General features: G+C 72.4%; 11 protein-coding genes. 4 read left to right on the top strand and 7 right to left on the bottom strand.

The features are described from left to right. Window positions 1-101: 101 nt before the first annotated feature. Window positions 102-3,758: an ATP-binding protein gene (locus tag E0H26_RS09865; RefSeq protein WP_131303277.1), complete on the top strand. Its 3,657-nt coding sequence runs from the start codon at window positions 102-104 to the stop codon at window positions 3,756-3,758. 39 nt (window positions 3,759-3,797) lie between these two features. Here E0H26_RS09865 and E0H26_RS09860 read toward each other — a convergent pair whose 3' ends face one another. From E0H26_RS09860 to E0H26_RS29540, 3 genes are all read right to left on the bottom strand, one after another. Further along, window positions 3,798-4,490 (bottom strand): lysophospholipid acyltransferase family protein, encoded by a 693-nt coding sequence (locus E0H26_RS09860; protein WP_131303276.1) that lies wholly within the window; start codon window positions 4,488-4,490, stop codon window positions 3,798-3,800. 95 nt (window positions 4,491-4,585) lie between these two features. Beyond that, the gene (locus E0H26_RS29545) at window positions 4,586-4,765 is read right to left on the bottom strand and encodes a hypothetical protein (protein ID WP_131303275.1); all 180 of its coding nucleotides are present in this window, start codon (window positions 4,763-4,765) and stop codon (window positions 4,586-4,588) included. A 118-nt stretch (window positions 4,766-4,883) separates the two neighbouring features. Beyond that, window positions 4,884-5,120 (bottom strand): hypothetical protein, encoded by a 237-nt coding sequence (locus tag E0H26_RS29540; RefSeq protein ID WP_131303274.1) that lies wholly within the window; start codon window positions 5,118-5,120, stop codon window positions 4,884-4,886. Window positions 5,121-6,168: 1,048 nt separating this feature from the next. Here E0H26_RS29540 and E0H26_RS09845 point away from each other — a divergent pair. The 3 genes from E0H26_RS09845 to E0H26_RS09835 all read left to right on the top strand — a co-directional run bounded on the left by E0H26_RS09845 (window position 6,169) and on the right by E0H26_RS09835 (window position 10,253). Further along, window positions 6,169-7,605: a serine hydrolase domain-containing protein gene (locus E0H26_RS09845; RefSeq protein WP_240742090.1), complete on the top strand. Its 1,437-nt coding sequence runs from the start codon at window positions 6,169-6,171 to the stop codon at window positions 7,603-7,605. A 212-nt stretch (window positions 7,606-7,817) separates the two neighbouring features. Then, entirely contained in the window at window positions 7,818-8,663 is an 846-nt protein-coding gene (locus E0H26_RS09840; protein ID WP_131303272.1) for a DUF308 domain-containing protein, read from the top strand. A 174-nt stretch (window positions 8,664-8,837) separates the two neighbouring features. Next, window positions 8,838-10,253: an alpha,alpha-trehalose-phosphate synthase (UDP-forming) gene (locus tag E0H26_RS09835; RefSeq protein WP_131303271.1), complete on the top strand. Its 1,416-nt coding sequence runs from the start codon at window positions 8,838-8,840 to the stop codon at window positions 10,251-10,253. 15 nt (window positions 10,254-10,268) lie between these two features. Here the strand turns inward: E0H26_RS09835 and E0H26_RS09830 are convergent, their stop codons facing one another. The 4 genes from E0H26_RS09830 to E0H26_RS09815 form a co-directional block, all read right to left on the bottom strand. Next, window positions 10,269-11,096 carry an alpha/beta hydrolase gene (locus tag E0H26_RS09830; RefSeq protein WP_131303270.1) on the bottom strand — a complete coding sequence of 276 codons (828 nt, stop codon included), beginning with the start codon at window positions 11,094-11,096 and terminating at the stop codon, window positions 10,269-10,271. Beyond that, window positions 11,093-12,499 carry a flavin-containing monooxygenase gene (locus E0H26_RS09825; RefSeq protein ID WP_131303269.1) on the bottom strand — a complete coding sequence of 469 codons (1,407 nt, stop codon included), beginning with the start codon at window positions 12,497-12,499 and terminating at the stop codon, window positions 11,093-11,095. Before E0H26_RS09825 ends, E0H26_RS09830 begins: the two co-directional genes overlap by 4 nt. 92 nt (window positions 12,500-12,591) lie before the next feature. After that, window positions 12,592-13,281 carry an endonuclease/exonuclease/phosphatase family protein gene (locus E0H26_RS09820; protein ID WP_420812813.1) on the bottom strand — a complete coding sequence of 230 codons (690 nt, stop codon included), beginning with the start codon at window positions 13,279-13,281 and terminating at the stop codon, window positions 12,592-12,594. 16 nt (window positions 13,282-13,297) lie between these two features. Continuing rightward, a complete protein-coding gene (locus tag E0H26_RS09815; RefSeq protein WP_131303267.1) occupies window positions 13,298-14,245 on the bottom strand; it encodes an ROK family glucokinase in 948 nt (315 codons plus the stop codon). Between the last annotated feature and the right edge of the window lie 22 nt (window positions 14,246-14,267).

Here is a 14,267-nt window from a genome sequence, read left to right as displayed (position 1 = left end):
GACTGCCCGGTGGAGTGTCCACAAGCCAACAGCCCGGTACCCGACACTGCGCCGGGCGGCAATACTCGATCCTGCGCCTTTTGGGCGCCCCGGGTTCGCCAGTGGAGGGTGTCATCGCCACGCAGTGTGATCGCTGTGGACGCACCGCCACCGACGGCGACCGCTTCTGCGGTGGCTGCGGGGCGGAACTCGGTGCTGTCTGCCCGCACTGCCTGCGCCCGCTCGCACCGGACGTGGCCTTCTGCACCTCCTGCGGGGCGCCCCGGGCCGGCAGTGACCGGGCCCCGGCGATACCGCAGGAGGACCGCCGCCGGGTCAGCGTGCTCTTCGTCGACCTGATCGACTTCACCCCGTACGTCGAGCGGGCCGACCCGGAGCTGGTCCGGGGCATGCAGACCGGCTTCTTCTCCGCCGCCCGTCGGGTCGTCGGCCAGTACGGCGGGGTGGTCGAGAAGTACATCGGCGACGCGGTGATGGCCCTGTTCGGCGCGCCGGTGGCCACCGAGACCGACGCGCTGCGCTGCGTCCGGGCCGGGCTGGAGCTGCAACGGGTGCTCACCCGGTTCACCCCGACCGGCACCGACGGGCTGCGTTTCCGGGTCGGGGTGGCCACCGGCGAGGCGCTGGTGGACGTGGCCGCCGCCCGGGACGGCGGGCAGGCGATCGTGGCCGGCGACGTGGTCAACACCGCCTCCCGGTTGCAGTCGGTGGCGCCGCCCGGCGGGGTGCTGGTCGACGGTGCCACGCACGCGCTGACCCGGGACACCATCCGCTATTCCGACCAGCCGCCGGTCACCCTGCGCGGGCGTTCCGCGCCGACCGAGGTGTGGCTGGCCCTGGCCGCGGTACGCCAGCAGCCGGCCGACCGGGAGCCGGACGCCACTCCGCTGATCGACCGCGAGCACGAGCTGGGCATGCTGGTCAACGCCCTGCACCGCAGCCTGCGCGACCGCCGGCCCCAGGTGGTCACCGTCTTCGGGCGGGCCGGCATCGGCAAGAGCCGGCTGGTGCGGGAGCTGCACCGGCACACCGCCCGGCTGGTGGACGAGCCGTTGACCTGGCGGATCGGGCGCTGCCCGCCGTTCGGTGAGAACGTCACGTTCGCCGCGCTGGCCGACATCGTCAAGGCCGAGGCGGGCATCCTCGACACCGATCCGGCCGGCACCGCCGCGCAGCGGCTCGCCGCCGCCGTCGGCGAACTGGTCGGCCCCGGCGAGCGGGACCGGGTGGCCGACGCGCTGCGCCCGCTGGTCGGGCTGCCCGGCACGCCGCTGCCGGCCGAGGAGGCGGAGTCGGCGTGGCGGCGGTTCCTGCTGGCCCTGGCGGCCCGCCGCCCCACCGTGCTGGCCTTCGAGGATCTGCACTGGGCCGACGACGCCATGCTGCGCTTCGTGGAGCTGCTCGGGGCGGCGGCCCGGGACGTGCCGCTGCTGCTGCTCTGCACCGCTCGTCCCGAGTTGGTCGACCGGGATCCGAGTTGGGCGGGGACGATCACCGGCTCGGTGACGATCACCCTGCCGCCGCTGCGCGACACCGGCATCGCCGCGTTGTACGCGCACATGTTCGGCCAGGCCGCCTTCTCCGCCGACCTGCTCACCCCGCTCATCGAGGTGGCCGGCGGCAACCCGCTCTACGCCCACGAGTACGTCCGGATGCTGATCGAGCAGGGCGCGTTGCGTCAGTCCGGGCGGGGCTGGTCGCTGGACAAGCACCTCGACCTGCCGATGCCGGAGAGCGTGCACGCGGTCATCGCCAACCGGGTCGACCTGCTCGACCCGAAGGACCGGGCGGTGCTGCTCGCGGCGGCCGTCGTCGGGGTGCAGTTCTGGCCGGGCGCGGTGGCGGCGGCGGTCGGGCAGCCGGTCGAGGCGGTCGAGCGTGCCCTGCGCCGGCTGGAGCAGCGGGATTTCGTCCACGAGCAGGGCGCGTCCACGATGGCCGGTCAGCCGGAGTACCGGTTCCGGCACGTGCTGGTGCGCGACGTCTGCTACCAGCGGTTGCCGCGTACCGAGCGGGTGGCCCGGCACGACCGGACGGCCGACTGGCTGGACACCTTGTCGCAGAGCCGGGACACCGACCTGGCCGAGGTGCTGGCCCATCACCGCTGGGCGGCGCACGAGATCGCCCGGTCGCTGGGCATGGACACCACCCGGTACGCCGGCCCGGCGCGGGCGGCGCTGCACCGGGCGGCCCGCCGGGCGTACGCCCTGCACGGGTTGGACGCCGCCGCCGGCCACGCGGGCCGGGCGCTCGGGCTGGCCGACGACTCCGACCCGGTGGGCCGGCTCCAGCTGGAACTGCTCAGCACCGAGATCTCGTTCTACCGGGACGGCAACGCGTTCCTCTCCGGTGGTGGATCGGAGCAGGTGCAGGCGTTGGCCGAACGGCTGCTGGCCTACGGCGACGAGGCGTGTGCGGCGCGGGCCTGGACGCTGTTGGGTCAGGCGGCCTGGCTGCGGGCCGACCGGCGGGCCGCGCTGTCCTGCCTGGACCGCGCGGTGCGGCTGTTCGAGCCGCTGCCGGACAGTGCCCAGAAGGCGGACGCCTTCGCCGAGCTGGGCCGGCTGCACATGCTCAACTACGAGCGTGATCCGGCGGTGGCGGCGGCCGACACCGCGGCCGAGATCGGCGAGCGGCTCGGGCTGACCGAGACCCGCACCAACGCCCGGATCACCGCGGCCACCGCCCGTTACCAGGGCGGCGACCGGTCCGGGCTGGACGAGTTGTACGCGATCGTCGAGTTCAGCCGGGCCCGGCAGCTGCTGGCGTTGCCCCGGGCCACCCAGAACCTCGCGTACGCGGTCCGCGAGGAGGGTGACTGGCTGCGCTCCGATGCCCTGCTCTCGGCCGCGCCGGCCCGGACCGCGAGCGGGCAGACGCTGACCACCAGCTACTCCGGTGAGGCGATGCGGGCCTGGTTCGAGGGCGACTTCGGCCGCCTGCTCGCCGCCGCCGAGGCGTTCGTGGACACCCCGACCGGCAGTTGGGACATGCAGGTGCGTGGGCTGCGGTCGTGCCTGCTGGTGCTGCGCGGCCAGCCGGTGCCGCCGGCCGCCGGATCGCCCGCCGCCCCGGATCCGGCCGACGGCACCGCCGTCCGGGGCGCCCCGGCGGACCCGACCGCGCGCTCCGGCGGGGCGGCGGCCTCCCTCGCCCAGCGGGGCAGGCTCACCGTGCCGAACCGCGACGACGTGGCCGACGCGCTCGACACCGCCCGGCGCAGCGGCTTCCACCGGCTGCACTGGACGATGCTGGCGATGGGCGCGCTGTGCCGGGCGGTGCAGGGGCGTACCGATTCCGCCGCCGCCCTGATCGACGAGTTGGCCGAGGCGTGGACGGCGGTGCCGGCACTGGCCAGCGGCGAGTGGATCGCCGCCGCCGGCTGGGCGGCCACCCTCACCGGCCGGCGGTCCGCCGCCCGGGTACGCGCCATGCTGGATCAGGTCGGCCACCGTACGCCCTGGTCGGAGGCGGCGCTGCGGACCGTCACCGGGGCGCTGGCCGGCGCCGACGGCGACCACCGGCGCGCGGCCGAGCTGCATCTGGCCGCCGCCGAGCTCTACGCCGGCATTCCCGACGTGACCGATCGGATCCTGGCGCTGACCTTCGCGGTCCGTGAACTGGAGGTGGTGGGTGATCGGGCGCAGGTCTGCGCGCCGCTGGCCGAGGTACGCGCCTTCGCCCACCGCAACGCCGCGCCGGGCCTGCTCGCCCTGGCCCAACCGGCCACCGGCGAGACCCAGATCCTCGCCGGCTGATGACCCTCAACGGCGGCGGGCCGGAGGTTCGGGAACGGTTCAGGCCGCCACCGGTGCGGCGGGTGGGCTCTTGAGTTTCTGCGCGTAGACGTCGACGTACTCGCGGCCGGAGAGTTCCATCAGCTCGTACATGATCTCGTCGGTGACGGCGCGTTCGACGAACCGGTCGCCGGCCAACCCGGCGTACCGGGAGAAGTCCAGCGGTGGGCCGAACCGGATGCGGACCCGGTCGAGTTTCGGGACGATCGTGCCGGGCGGCTGGATCTCGTCGAGGTTGAGCATCACCACCGGCACCACCGGTGCGCCGCTCTCCAGCGCCAGCCGGGCCACACCGGTCTTGCCCCGGTAGAGCCGTCCGTCCGGGGAGCGGGTGCCCTCGGGGTAGATGCCGGCGATGCCGCCGGCCCGCAGCACCGTGAGTTGGGTGTCCAGCGCGGCGCGGGCGGCCTTGCCGCCGGAGCGGTCCACCGGGATGGTGCCGGTGCCGGTGAAGAACATCTTCGTCAGCCAGCCCTTGATGCCCTTGCCGGTGAAGTACTCCGCCTTGGCCACGAAGGTGACCTTCCGGGGCACGATCAGCGGGGTGAAGATCGAGTCGGAGAAGGAGAGGTGGTTGCTGGCCAGGATCACCGGGCCGGTGGCTGGTACGTGGTGCAGGCCCTCCACCTGCGGCCGGAAGATGAGTCTCAGCAGCGGGCCGAGGATCACGTACTTCAGCAGCCAGTACAGCACCGGCGTCCTTTCCTCGGGCGGGTGGTTCGCGACGGCGCGGGCGGGCCGGGCGATCGTGGCACGAGACTACGAACCTCACCGCCCCACCACAACGTCTACCCGGCCGACTGCCCGCTCCGACGCCTGATGCTCAGATAGATCATCCATGGCAGCAACGCGGTAGATCCGAGGAAGAGACTCGCATCCAACCGGAGGCTGCCGACCAGCCAGAGCAGCGGCGAGAGAGCCCAGAGCAGAAAGCCCACGCCCGCCAGAATCCCACCGACTCTCGTCACCCTCGCCATCCTCGCCACCCGTGCAGGTAGGCCCGGCCGCTCGCCCTGGCCCACGCCGCCGGCAGGCCCACGGCCACTCGCCAGCTGACCGCGCTGCCCCACCCGGCTGCCACCAGAGTCACCTGCTTCGATCACCATCACTCTCAGGACTGTCGACACCCTGGTATCGACCACTCTCGAACTTGGCATTGATCGCAACCATGGAGATCAGGATTCCCACGAAGAGTATCCCGAGTGAGATCCAGGTCGCCCACGGCGCTGGCAGATACCGCTGAGCAAGGACGTAGGGAACGCTTACTCCGATAAGCAGCGACCACCCCAGCCTTGTGCTCAGCAGCAACTTCACTCTGCCCATCGAATCATCCTCGATCCCTCCACCACGACCATTTCGCCCTACGCATGTGCTTATGGGAGCCCTTGAATTGCTGCCACTTGGACGGACTTTCGCGCCGCCACCGCCGCCGACACCTCATCCGGCCGGCCTTCCGGACACGCCGGCCTCGCGGCTGGCCTGGGCTCGGCGGCCGGACTCGGCGCGGCCACCGCCTTGTCGGGCCGGAACGGAACGTCCGACATGGTCACTGCCAGCAGCGCCGCCAGGGCCACCACCACGATCCGTCGCCACCAGCGGACGAATCCATCGCCCGCCAACGCGACGAACACGCCGCCACGCACCCACTGTTCCGGCACCGTCAGCCTCCCCGTAGAACGCACCGAGCGGAATTCTGGGCAGCGTAGGGAGAGCCGAATTCGAGATCAACATATTGACGGTGGCGCACGTCGGGCACTAGTGCCAGCGCAATTGCACCCCACGGACAGCACATCCGGCCGATTACGCAAATCGGACAGATAGCCGCCAGCCCACCACGATGTCACTGTCAGCAACCAGCCCCGGAACTCGCGGCTCGCGCCACCCGCACGAGCCCCACCACGCCTCCGCCAAGCAGGGGAACGGCGGCTAGGGCGACATCGCCCGATGCGCCCGAAGGCGCACCGGACACCACCAACCCGATCACCATGAGTGAGATCGCCACTCAAGCGAAATCACGGAGCCCCTAATAAGAGCGACCGGCAATAGGCCGACACGTCCTGATAGCCAGCCCGCCACCCAGGGCGGGGAAGATCTTGGTACGAATCTGCCCCTTGAGGGGCGCCCTCGTACCAAGATCTCGGATGCCTTGGCGGGGCAGCGAGCCTGCCAGATGGTTGCCTGGGGTCAGTGACGGGCCCATGGGCATGTGCCCGGCCGCTCGACCTCCCGCTGCGTCACCACCACCAATTGCCGGCCGCTCTAAATCAAGAGCGGGAATCCTGATTATGATCACTTACGCTGCGCTTGTGGTGCGCGGCTGACCAGGAAGCCGGGCTATCGGGCGTGATCTCCGCCTGACATGATGCGGCGCATGTCTGTGCACCGCCGTATCGTGCTCGGCGCCGGTCTGGCCGCCATCACCGCTGTCGTCACCGGCTGCCGCGAGCAGTCTGCGCCGTCGACAGCGGAGGCCGGTGCCGCCACCGGGTCACCGGCCGGCCCCACCGCGACGAACGGTCCGGGCGCGGTGAACGGTCCGGGCGGCGGTGCCTCGGCGTCCGCGTCGGGGGCGCCGTCACCGGGGGCCAGTGCCTCGGCCAGCGCAGTGCCGGGCAGCTCGGCGGGCACGTCGACCGGCGGCGACCTCGTCGGGCAGGCCGGAATCGGCGGGCCGTCGCCGCTCGGCCGGGCCCTCACCGCCGAACTCAGCCGGCACCTCGAACCCAATGCGCAGAACCCGAAGCATCCGGGCTATGCCGGCGCGGTGGCGTACTGCCAGATCGACGGCAGCCTTTTCGCCCGCGCCAGCGTCGGCAAGGCGCTGCGCTACGACGCCGGGCCGGTGCTGCTACCCGAGTCGAAGCAGGTCGCCATGCGCCACGACTCGATCTTCGACACCGCCTCGCTGACCAAGGTCTTCACCGCGATCCTGACCCTGCAACAGGTCGACGCGGGCCGGATCGCCCTCGACGGCCCTGTGGTGGACTACCTGCCCGGCTTCGCCGGCCCCGGCAAGGACAAGATCACCGTCGCCATGCTGCTGGCCCACACCAGCGGCCTGCCGGTCGGCGCCAAGGTCACCGGCCTGCCGGACGACGCCGCCCGCCGCGCCGCCGTCCTGGCCACCCCACTGATCAAGGGCGCCACCCCGGGTACCGTCTTCCGCTACTCCAGCGTCGGGCTCATGGTCGCCGCCCAACTGGTCGAGCACGTCACCGGCCAACGGCTCGACAAGGCGCTCAAGTCCGGCATCACCGGCCCGCTCGGCCTGCGCGACACCGGGTTCAACCCGAAGACCTGGCTCAGCGCCACCGACCAGGCCAACCGGCTCGTCGCCACCGATGCCCGTTCCTCGCGGGGCCTGCTGCGCGGCACCGTGCACGACGACGTCGCCAACCACCTCGGCGGCATCGCCGGGCACGCCGGCATCTTCTCCACCGCCGCCGACCTCACCGTCATCGGCCAACTTCTCCTCGACGGCGGCACCTACCAGGGCACCCGCATCCTCTCCGAGGCGATCACCAAGCAGATGGTGAGCAACGTCAACCGGGGCCTGCCCGCGGTCGACGCCGAACGCCCCAACCGCACCTCCGACCACGGCCTCGGTGTGGTGCTCAACCAGCCCTGGTTCATGGGCAAACTCGCCACCGGCCGCACCTTCGGGCACACCGGCTTCACCGGCACGTCGCTGCTCGTGCACCCCGCCAGCCGAATGGTCCTCGTCCTGCTCACCAACCGGGCGCACCCCAACTGGAGCTGGGCCAACCCCGACCCGGTCCGCGTCGCGGTGGCCAACCTCTGCGCCTGACCGGTCGTCGTGGGCTCCCCTGGCACGCCGCGCACAAAAGGACAAAGAGCCCTGCCGCGACCAGCGCCCAGGGGACGCGCCGGGTACCCCGCGCCACAAGGCACTCCCCGAACCTGGTCCGGACGTGTCACGATTCAGAGCACGGCGTGTGGGTGGCGCTCAGAGGGCTGGTCGCGGGGCGCGCCCGGCGGCGCGATGAGGAGGATGCTCCGGTGTCAGCGGGTGGGGCCCGTCGGGGACGGCGGGACAACGGGCTCGACGCGAGCGAGTACGCCGTGGCCGGCGACGTCGACCCGCGCGTCGGCGAACACCTGCTCGACGTGCTGGCGGCCGGCGGTATCGCCGCCTATCTGCAACCGTCGGCGGATCTGAACCCGGTCACCCGTACCACCACCGTGCCGCCCCGGCCGGTCGACCGGCTCTACGTGGACCGGTCGCACCTGAACACCGCCCGGGATTACCTCAGCCAACTGGCCGACGAGAGCGCGTCCGGGCGCACCGGCGAGGAGCCGGACATCGACGCCGAGTGGGCCGCGATCGTCGCGGGCTTCCACAACTCCCCCGGCACCGGGGCGCACCCGTGGCCGGCTGCGGAGGACGTGGACGAACCGCCGGGTCGGGCTGGCACCACCACCGTGCCGCGCCCGGGCACCGAGGAGCCGGCGGGGCCGACCGCCACCGACGTACGCCGGTTGCCGTACGCGGCGGACATCTCGGGTGTCTCGGTGGGGCGCGGACCACGCGACGGCGACGGACCGTCACTGCTGGACGGCCTGGACACCTTCGGCACCGACCTGCCCGACGACCCGGACGCCGACGAACGCTACGTCCCGCCGCCGCCTCCGCCACTGCCCCGGGTGTCGAAGTACGCGGTGGCCGGCGTACTCGCCGTGGTGCTCGGGTTCGTGTTGTTCCTCTTTCCCGACCTGGTCCCCGCCGACCGCGGCGTGGTGACGCTGCTCGGGTTCACCGCCATCCTCGCCGGTTTCGTCACGCTGGTGTGGCGGCTGCGCCCCGGCGACGAGGAACGCGATCCCGACGACGGGGCGGTCGTCTGAGCCACCGCGCGCAGTAGCTGCCCGGATACCGGGACGCAGGCCGCCCGCGCCGGCGGGTGTAACAGTGGTGTAACTTACTGTCAGTAGGAATACCGCAGTACGTCACGTCACCCCCTGGCTGCCCGGTTGTTCCTCCTCGTGGCGGTCACTCCCCTGCTGATCGGAATGCCCGAGATGCGACAGAGTTCCCTCGTGGTGGTAGCCAACCGCCTACCCATCAACGACAACGTGGCGCTCGACGGCGCCTGCGAGTGGCGGCGCAGCCCTGGTGGACTGGTGAGCGCGCTGCACCCGCTGCTGAAACACACCCCGGCCACCTGGGTCGGTTGGGCCGGCGGGACCGGGGCCGCGCCCGCCCTACCCGACGTCGACGGGGTACGCATGCAGACCGTGCCGCTGACCGGCGACGACCTGCGCGACCACTACGAGGGCTTCGCCAACGCGACGCTCTGGCCGATCTACCACGACGCGGTGGAGCAGCCGGAGCACCATCGGCGCTGGTGGGACGCGTACCAGCGGGTCAACCAGCGGTTCGCCGAGGCGACCGCGCAGGTCGCCGAGCCCGGCGCGGTGGTCTGGGTGCAGGACTACCACCTGCAACTGGTGCCGGGCCTGCTCCGTGCCCTGCGCCCCGACCTGCGGATCGGCTTCTTCCTGCACGTGCCGTTCCCGCCGCCGGAGTTGTTCATGCAACTGCCCCGCCGGGCCGAGTTGCTGCGCGGGATGCTCGGCGCGGACCTGGTCGGCTTCCAGCGGGCCCAGGCCGCGCACAACTTCGCCCAACTGGTGACCAAGGTGTTGGGGCTGCCGGCCACCGACCGGCGGATCGCGGTCGGTGACCGGATGGTGCGCATCGGCGCGTTCCCGGTCTCCATCGACACCGCGGAGATGTCCGCGTTGGCCGGCCGGGCGGAGGTGGCCGACCGGGCCCGCCGGCTGCGGCACGATCTCGGCAGCCCCGAGCAGGTGATCCTCAGCGTCGACCGGATGGACTACACCAAGGGCATCGAGCAGCGGCTCAAGGCGTACAGCGAACTGCTCGAAGGCGGGCACGTCAAGGTCCGCGACACGGTGCTGGTGCAGGTGGCGGTGCCCAGCCGGGAGCGGGTCGGCCAGTACCAGATCCTCCGCGAGCGGGTCGAACGCGAGGTCGGGCGGATCAACGGCGAGTTCGGTCGGGTCGGTGAGCCGGCGATCCACTACCTGACCCAGCCGTTCGACCGCGCCGAGTTGGCCGCCCTCTACCGGGTGGCCGACGTGATGGCGGTGACCCCGCTGCGGGACGGGATGAACCTGGTCGCCAAGGAGTACGTGGCCGCCCGGGTGGACGATGCCGGGGCGTTGCTGCTCAGCGAGTTCGCCGGGGCCGCCGCCGAGTTGCCGCAGGCATACCTGGTCAACCCGCACGATCTGGAGGGGCTCAAACAGGGGCTGCTCGCGGCGCTGCGGGCCGAACCGGCGGACGTGCGGGAGCGGATGCGGGCCATGCGCGAGCATCTGCGGGAGCACGACATCCGCGCCTGGGCCCGCTCCTATCTGTCCACTCTGGACCAGAGCGGCGAGCTGCTCGCCCGGCTCAGCGGCGGCTGAGCCGGGCCACCCCGGTCAGCGCCGGTCGGTCGGGTGCTTGACCAGCCAGTCGAGGAGCGCGTCGATCGGTTCCTGCCACCGGGCGTCCAGCATCAGGTCGTGCCCCATCCCGGGAAAGAGCAGCGGGGCCGAGCCGTAGCGGCGGGCCGCGCGGGTCAACGCCGACGCCGGCACCACCCGGTCGTCCGGGCTGCCCAGCACCAGCACCGGCGGCCGACCCACCGCCGCCTCCGGTTCGGCGCCGGTGAGCAACTGCCACTGGGCCCGCCGGGCGGCCCGGCCGAGTCGGCCGGCGTACCGCCGGGCGTCGGCCTCGGGCAATTCCCGGCTGAACAGCTGACGGCGGCTCAACCGCAGGCCGCCACCGAACACCGCCGGCAGGGTGCCGAACGGGTTACCGCGCAGCGCGGCACCGAAGCTCGCCCAGCCGCCGAGCACCGGGGCCACCAGCACCGCCGCCCGGGCCGGGTAGCGGGCCAGCGCGTGCGCCACCACCAGGGCCCCGGCGCCGTGCCCCACCAGCACCGCCTGGCGCGGCAGGCCCGCCGCCACCTGGGCCACGTCGTGCGCGTACGCCCGCAGGTCGGCCTCGGGCGCCGGGCCGCTGCCGCCATGCCCGCGCAGGCTCACCGCGTACGCCGGGAACCCCCGGGAGGCGGTGTGCCCGAGCCAGTGCTCGGCGTACGCCCAGGCGCCGTGCCCGAAGCCGGGCACGAACAGCAGCGGCGGGTGGCCCTCTTCCAGTTCGGGGATGGCGCTGAGCACCTCGCGTCGGACCGGGCGGACCGGCCGGGCCCACTCCCAGCTCCGGACAACCCGCGCCCGCTCGCTCGACTCCGTCACTTGCCCTCCAGGTCGCGCAGCGCACGCTCCAGGGCGCGCAGGTAGTCGACGTGGCCCACCTCGAACCAGTGTCGGGTCGAGTCCTTGACCTGCCCCGAGTAGCGCTCGCCCGCACCGGTCGAGACCCGGGCGGCGAAGGCGGCGGCGCGTTCCGGGCGGGTGGTACGCAGCCTCAGCAGCCGGGCGAAGAGCACCGCCTGCCAGTGTGCCAGCGGGAAGATGGCGGAGTCCGGCTGGACCAGGCCGGCCACCGCGAGGGTCGGATGGTTCGGCACGAAGGCGTTGAGCCACAACCGGGGCCGGCCGACTTCCTCGTCGTCACCGAGGATCTTCGCGTCGAGGAACTCGAAGCGCGGCAGGTAGCCGGTGGCGAAGACGACCAGTTCCGGATCGATCTGCCGGCCGTCGGCCAACTCCACGGAGTGGGCGTGGAAGCGGGTGACGTCCGACACCGGCGTGATCGCGCCGTGCCCGACGTAGTAGACGAGTTGACTGTTGGCGATCGGGTGGGTCTCGTACACCCGGTGGTCCGGCTTGGGCAGACCGAAACGGGTCAGGTCGCCGACGGTCAGTCGCAACGTGCGGTGGTAGAGCCACTGGCGCACCCGCAGTGGCACCCGCAGGGCCAGCAGGGTGTCGTTGACCTGGTCGGCCGGGCGACCGAAGACGTACTTCGGGGCGTACCAGTAACCCCGGCGGGTGGAGTGCCAGCAGCGCGAGGCCTGCTGGGCGGCCTCGACCGCGATGTCGCAGCCGGTGTTGCCGGCGCCCACCACCAGCACCCGCTTGCCGCGCAGCTGCGCCGGATCCTTGTAGGACGAGGCGTGCATCACCTCACCCCGGTACTCCGCCAACCCGTCGTAGCGGGGCAGCTTCGGTGACCAGTTGTGCCCGTTGGCGATCATCACGGCGGCGTACCGCGAGGTGCGCTCGGGGCCGTAGCCGCCGGTGCTGCGGGTGGTGACGTCCCAGCGGTCGTCGGCGACCGGCTCGACGCGCACCACCTCGGTGCCGAACCAGATGTGCCGCCGCAGGTCGAAGTGGTCGGCGTACCGCTCGAAATAGGACAGCAGCTGGCTGTGGTGCGGGTAGTCGGGCCAGTCGTCCGGCATCGGGAAGTCGGGAAACTGGGTGAACGGCCGCGACGAGATCAGGTGGGTGCTGGCGTATACCGGACTACGGTCGTGCCGCCAGTTCCAGGCGCCACCGATGCCGGTCTCGCGCTCGTAGCAGTCGACGCCGAAGCCGTGCTCGGCGAGGTTCTTCAGGGCGGTCAGGCCACTGGCTCCGGCACCGATGACACAGACGGTGTCGCCTCGGTCGGAGACCGGGCGGCCGTCGCGGCTGCGGGCGAGCGTGGTCGTCTCCGGATCGGGCCGGCCGTGCTCGGTGGGGGTGGGCACCGGGGATCTCCTTCGTCTCGGCACGCATGCCGGGTCGCGCGAAATCCTCTCCACATCCGCGCGGGATGTCCAGCCCGACCGGCCGCTGCCGGTCAGTCGACGGCGGGTAGTCGCAGGTCGACCAGGATCGGAAAATGATCGCTGGCGCGGCGAGTCAGCGGGGTGTCCAGCACGTCGTAGTCGACGACGCTGATCCGCGGGTCGACGAAGACCGCGTCGATGCGCCGCCGCGGATTCGCGCAGGAGTAGGTGAGCCGGTCGGCCCGGTCCGCCGCCACCGCCGCGTCGGTCAGTCCCCGTGAGACGGTACGCCAGGCCGGCCCGCCCGGATCGTCGTTGAGATCGGCCGCGGCGATCACCGGGTACGGCGCGGCGTCCAGTTCCCGCTTGAACAGCTGCGCCTGACCGGGCCGCTCGGCGGGGTCGGTGGCCAGGTGCGAGCCGGCCACCGTGAACCGGGCGCCGGTGCCCACCACACAGTCGGCGTACGCGGCACCGCGCAGGTGCCGGCCGGGGGTGAGCGGATACCGCTGGTGCCGCACGCCGGTCACCCGTACCCGCAGGCTGGTCAGCAGCAGGTTGCCCAACGCCGGCAGCCCGCCTCCAGCCACCACCAGACCGAGCGAGGCGGCCAGCGTGGCCGACTTCGCCCGCCACCGGAACCGACGCGGTCCCTCCTGGACGATCACGACGTCGGGGGCCACCTGACGGACGACCGCGGCCAGCGCGGCGGTGTCGTCGCGCTGGCCGTGGACGTTGTACGACACGACGCGCAGCGGCACGCCGGAGTCGACCACCTCAGATTCGCCGGGCCAGGTCGGCCGCGCCGATGACCCCGGCGGAGTTGCCCAGTTCGGCCGGGCGGATCTCGGCCACCGGCAGTCGGCTGCGTTGGGCGAGTGCCTCGGTGAAGGATCGCCGGGTCGGGCCCATCAGCAGGTCTCCGGCGTCGATGACGCCACCGCCGACGACGAGCACCTGCGGGTCGAGGATCTGCGCCATGTCCGCCAGGCTGGTGCCGAGCCAGCGCCCCACCTGGGCGAACGCCTCGGCGGAGACGGGGTCGCCGCCCTTGGCCGCGGCGGTCACCATCGGCCCGGTGATCGCTTCCGCCTCGCCGTCGGCCAGCTCCAGCAGGGCGGTGGCCCGGTGCGGCTCCTGCCGGGCGGCGGCGCGGGCGAAGCGGACCAGGGCGCTGCCGCTGGCGTACTGCTCGATGCAGCCGAGCCGGCCACAGCCGCACTGGTGCCCGTCCGGAACGGTGAGCATGTGGCCCAGTTCGGCGGCGATGCCGTGGGCCCCCCGGACCAGTTCGCCGCCCAGCACGATGCCACCGCCGACGCCGGTGCCGATGGTGAACATGACCATCGAGTCGTCGGCGTGCCGGGCGGCGCCGTAGCGGAACTCCGCCCAGGCGGCCACGTTGCCGTCGTTCTCCACGATCACCGGCAGCCCGACCGCCGTGCTGACATACGTCCGCAACGGCTCGTCCCGCCAGGCCAGGTTCGGGGCGAACAGGACGGTGGAGCGGCTGGCGTCGATCCAACCCGCCGCGCCGATGCCGACCGCCTGGATGTCGTGCCCGGCGGCCAGTTCGGTGACCAGTTCGGTGATGACGTCGCGGGTCTTGCCCACGTCGTCGGCGGGGGTGTCCCGTCGGGTCTGCACCAGCACCGCGCCGGTGTCGTCGACGACACCGCCGGCCACCTTCGTGCCACCCACGTCGACTCCGATGGTCAGCGTCACCGCTGCCACTCCCCTCTGCTGT

It is taken from the genome of Micromonospora zingiberis (assembly GCF_004331455.1).
GTDB classification, from domain to species: domain Bacteria; phylum Actinomycetota; class Actinomycetes; order Mycobacteriales; family Micromonosporaceae; genus Micromonospora; species Micromonospora zingiberis.
Note: the sequence above shows the minus strand (reverse complement) of the source record. Positions and strands in the feature narration are given on the sequence as shown.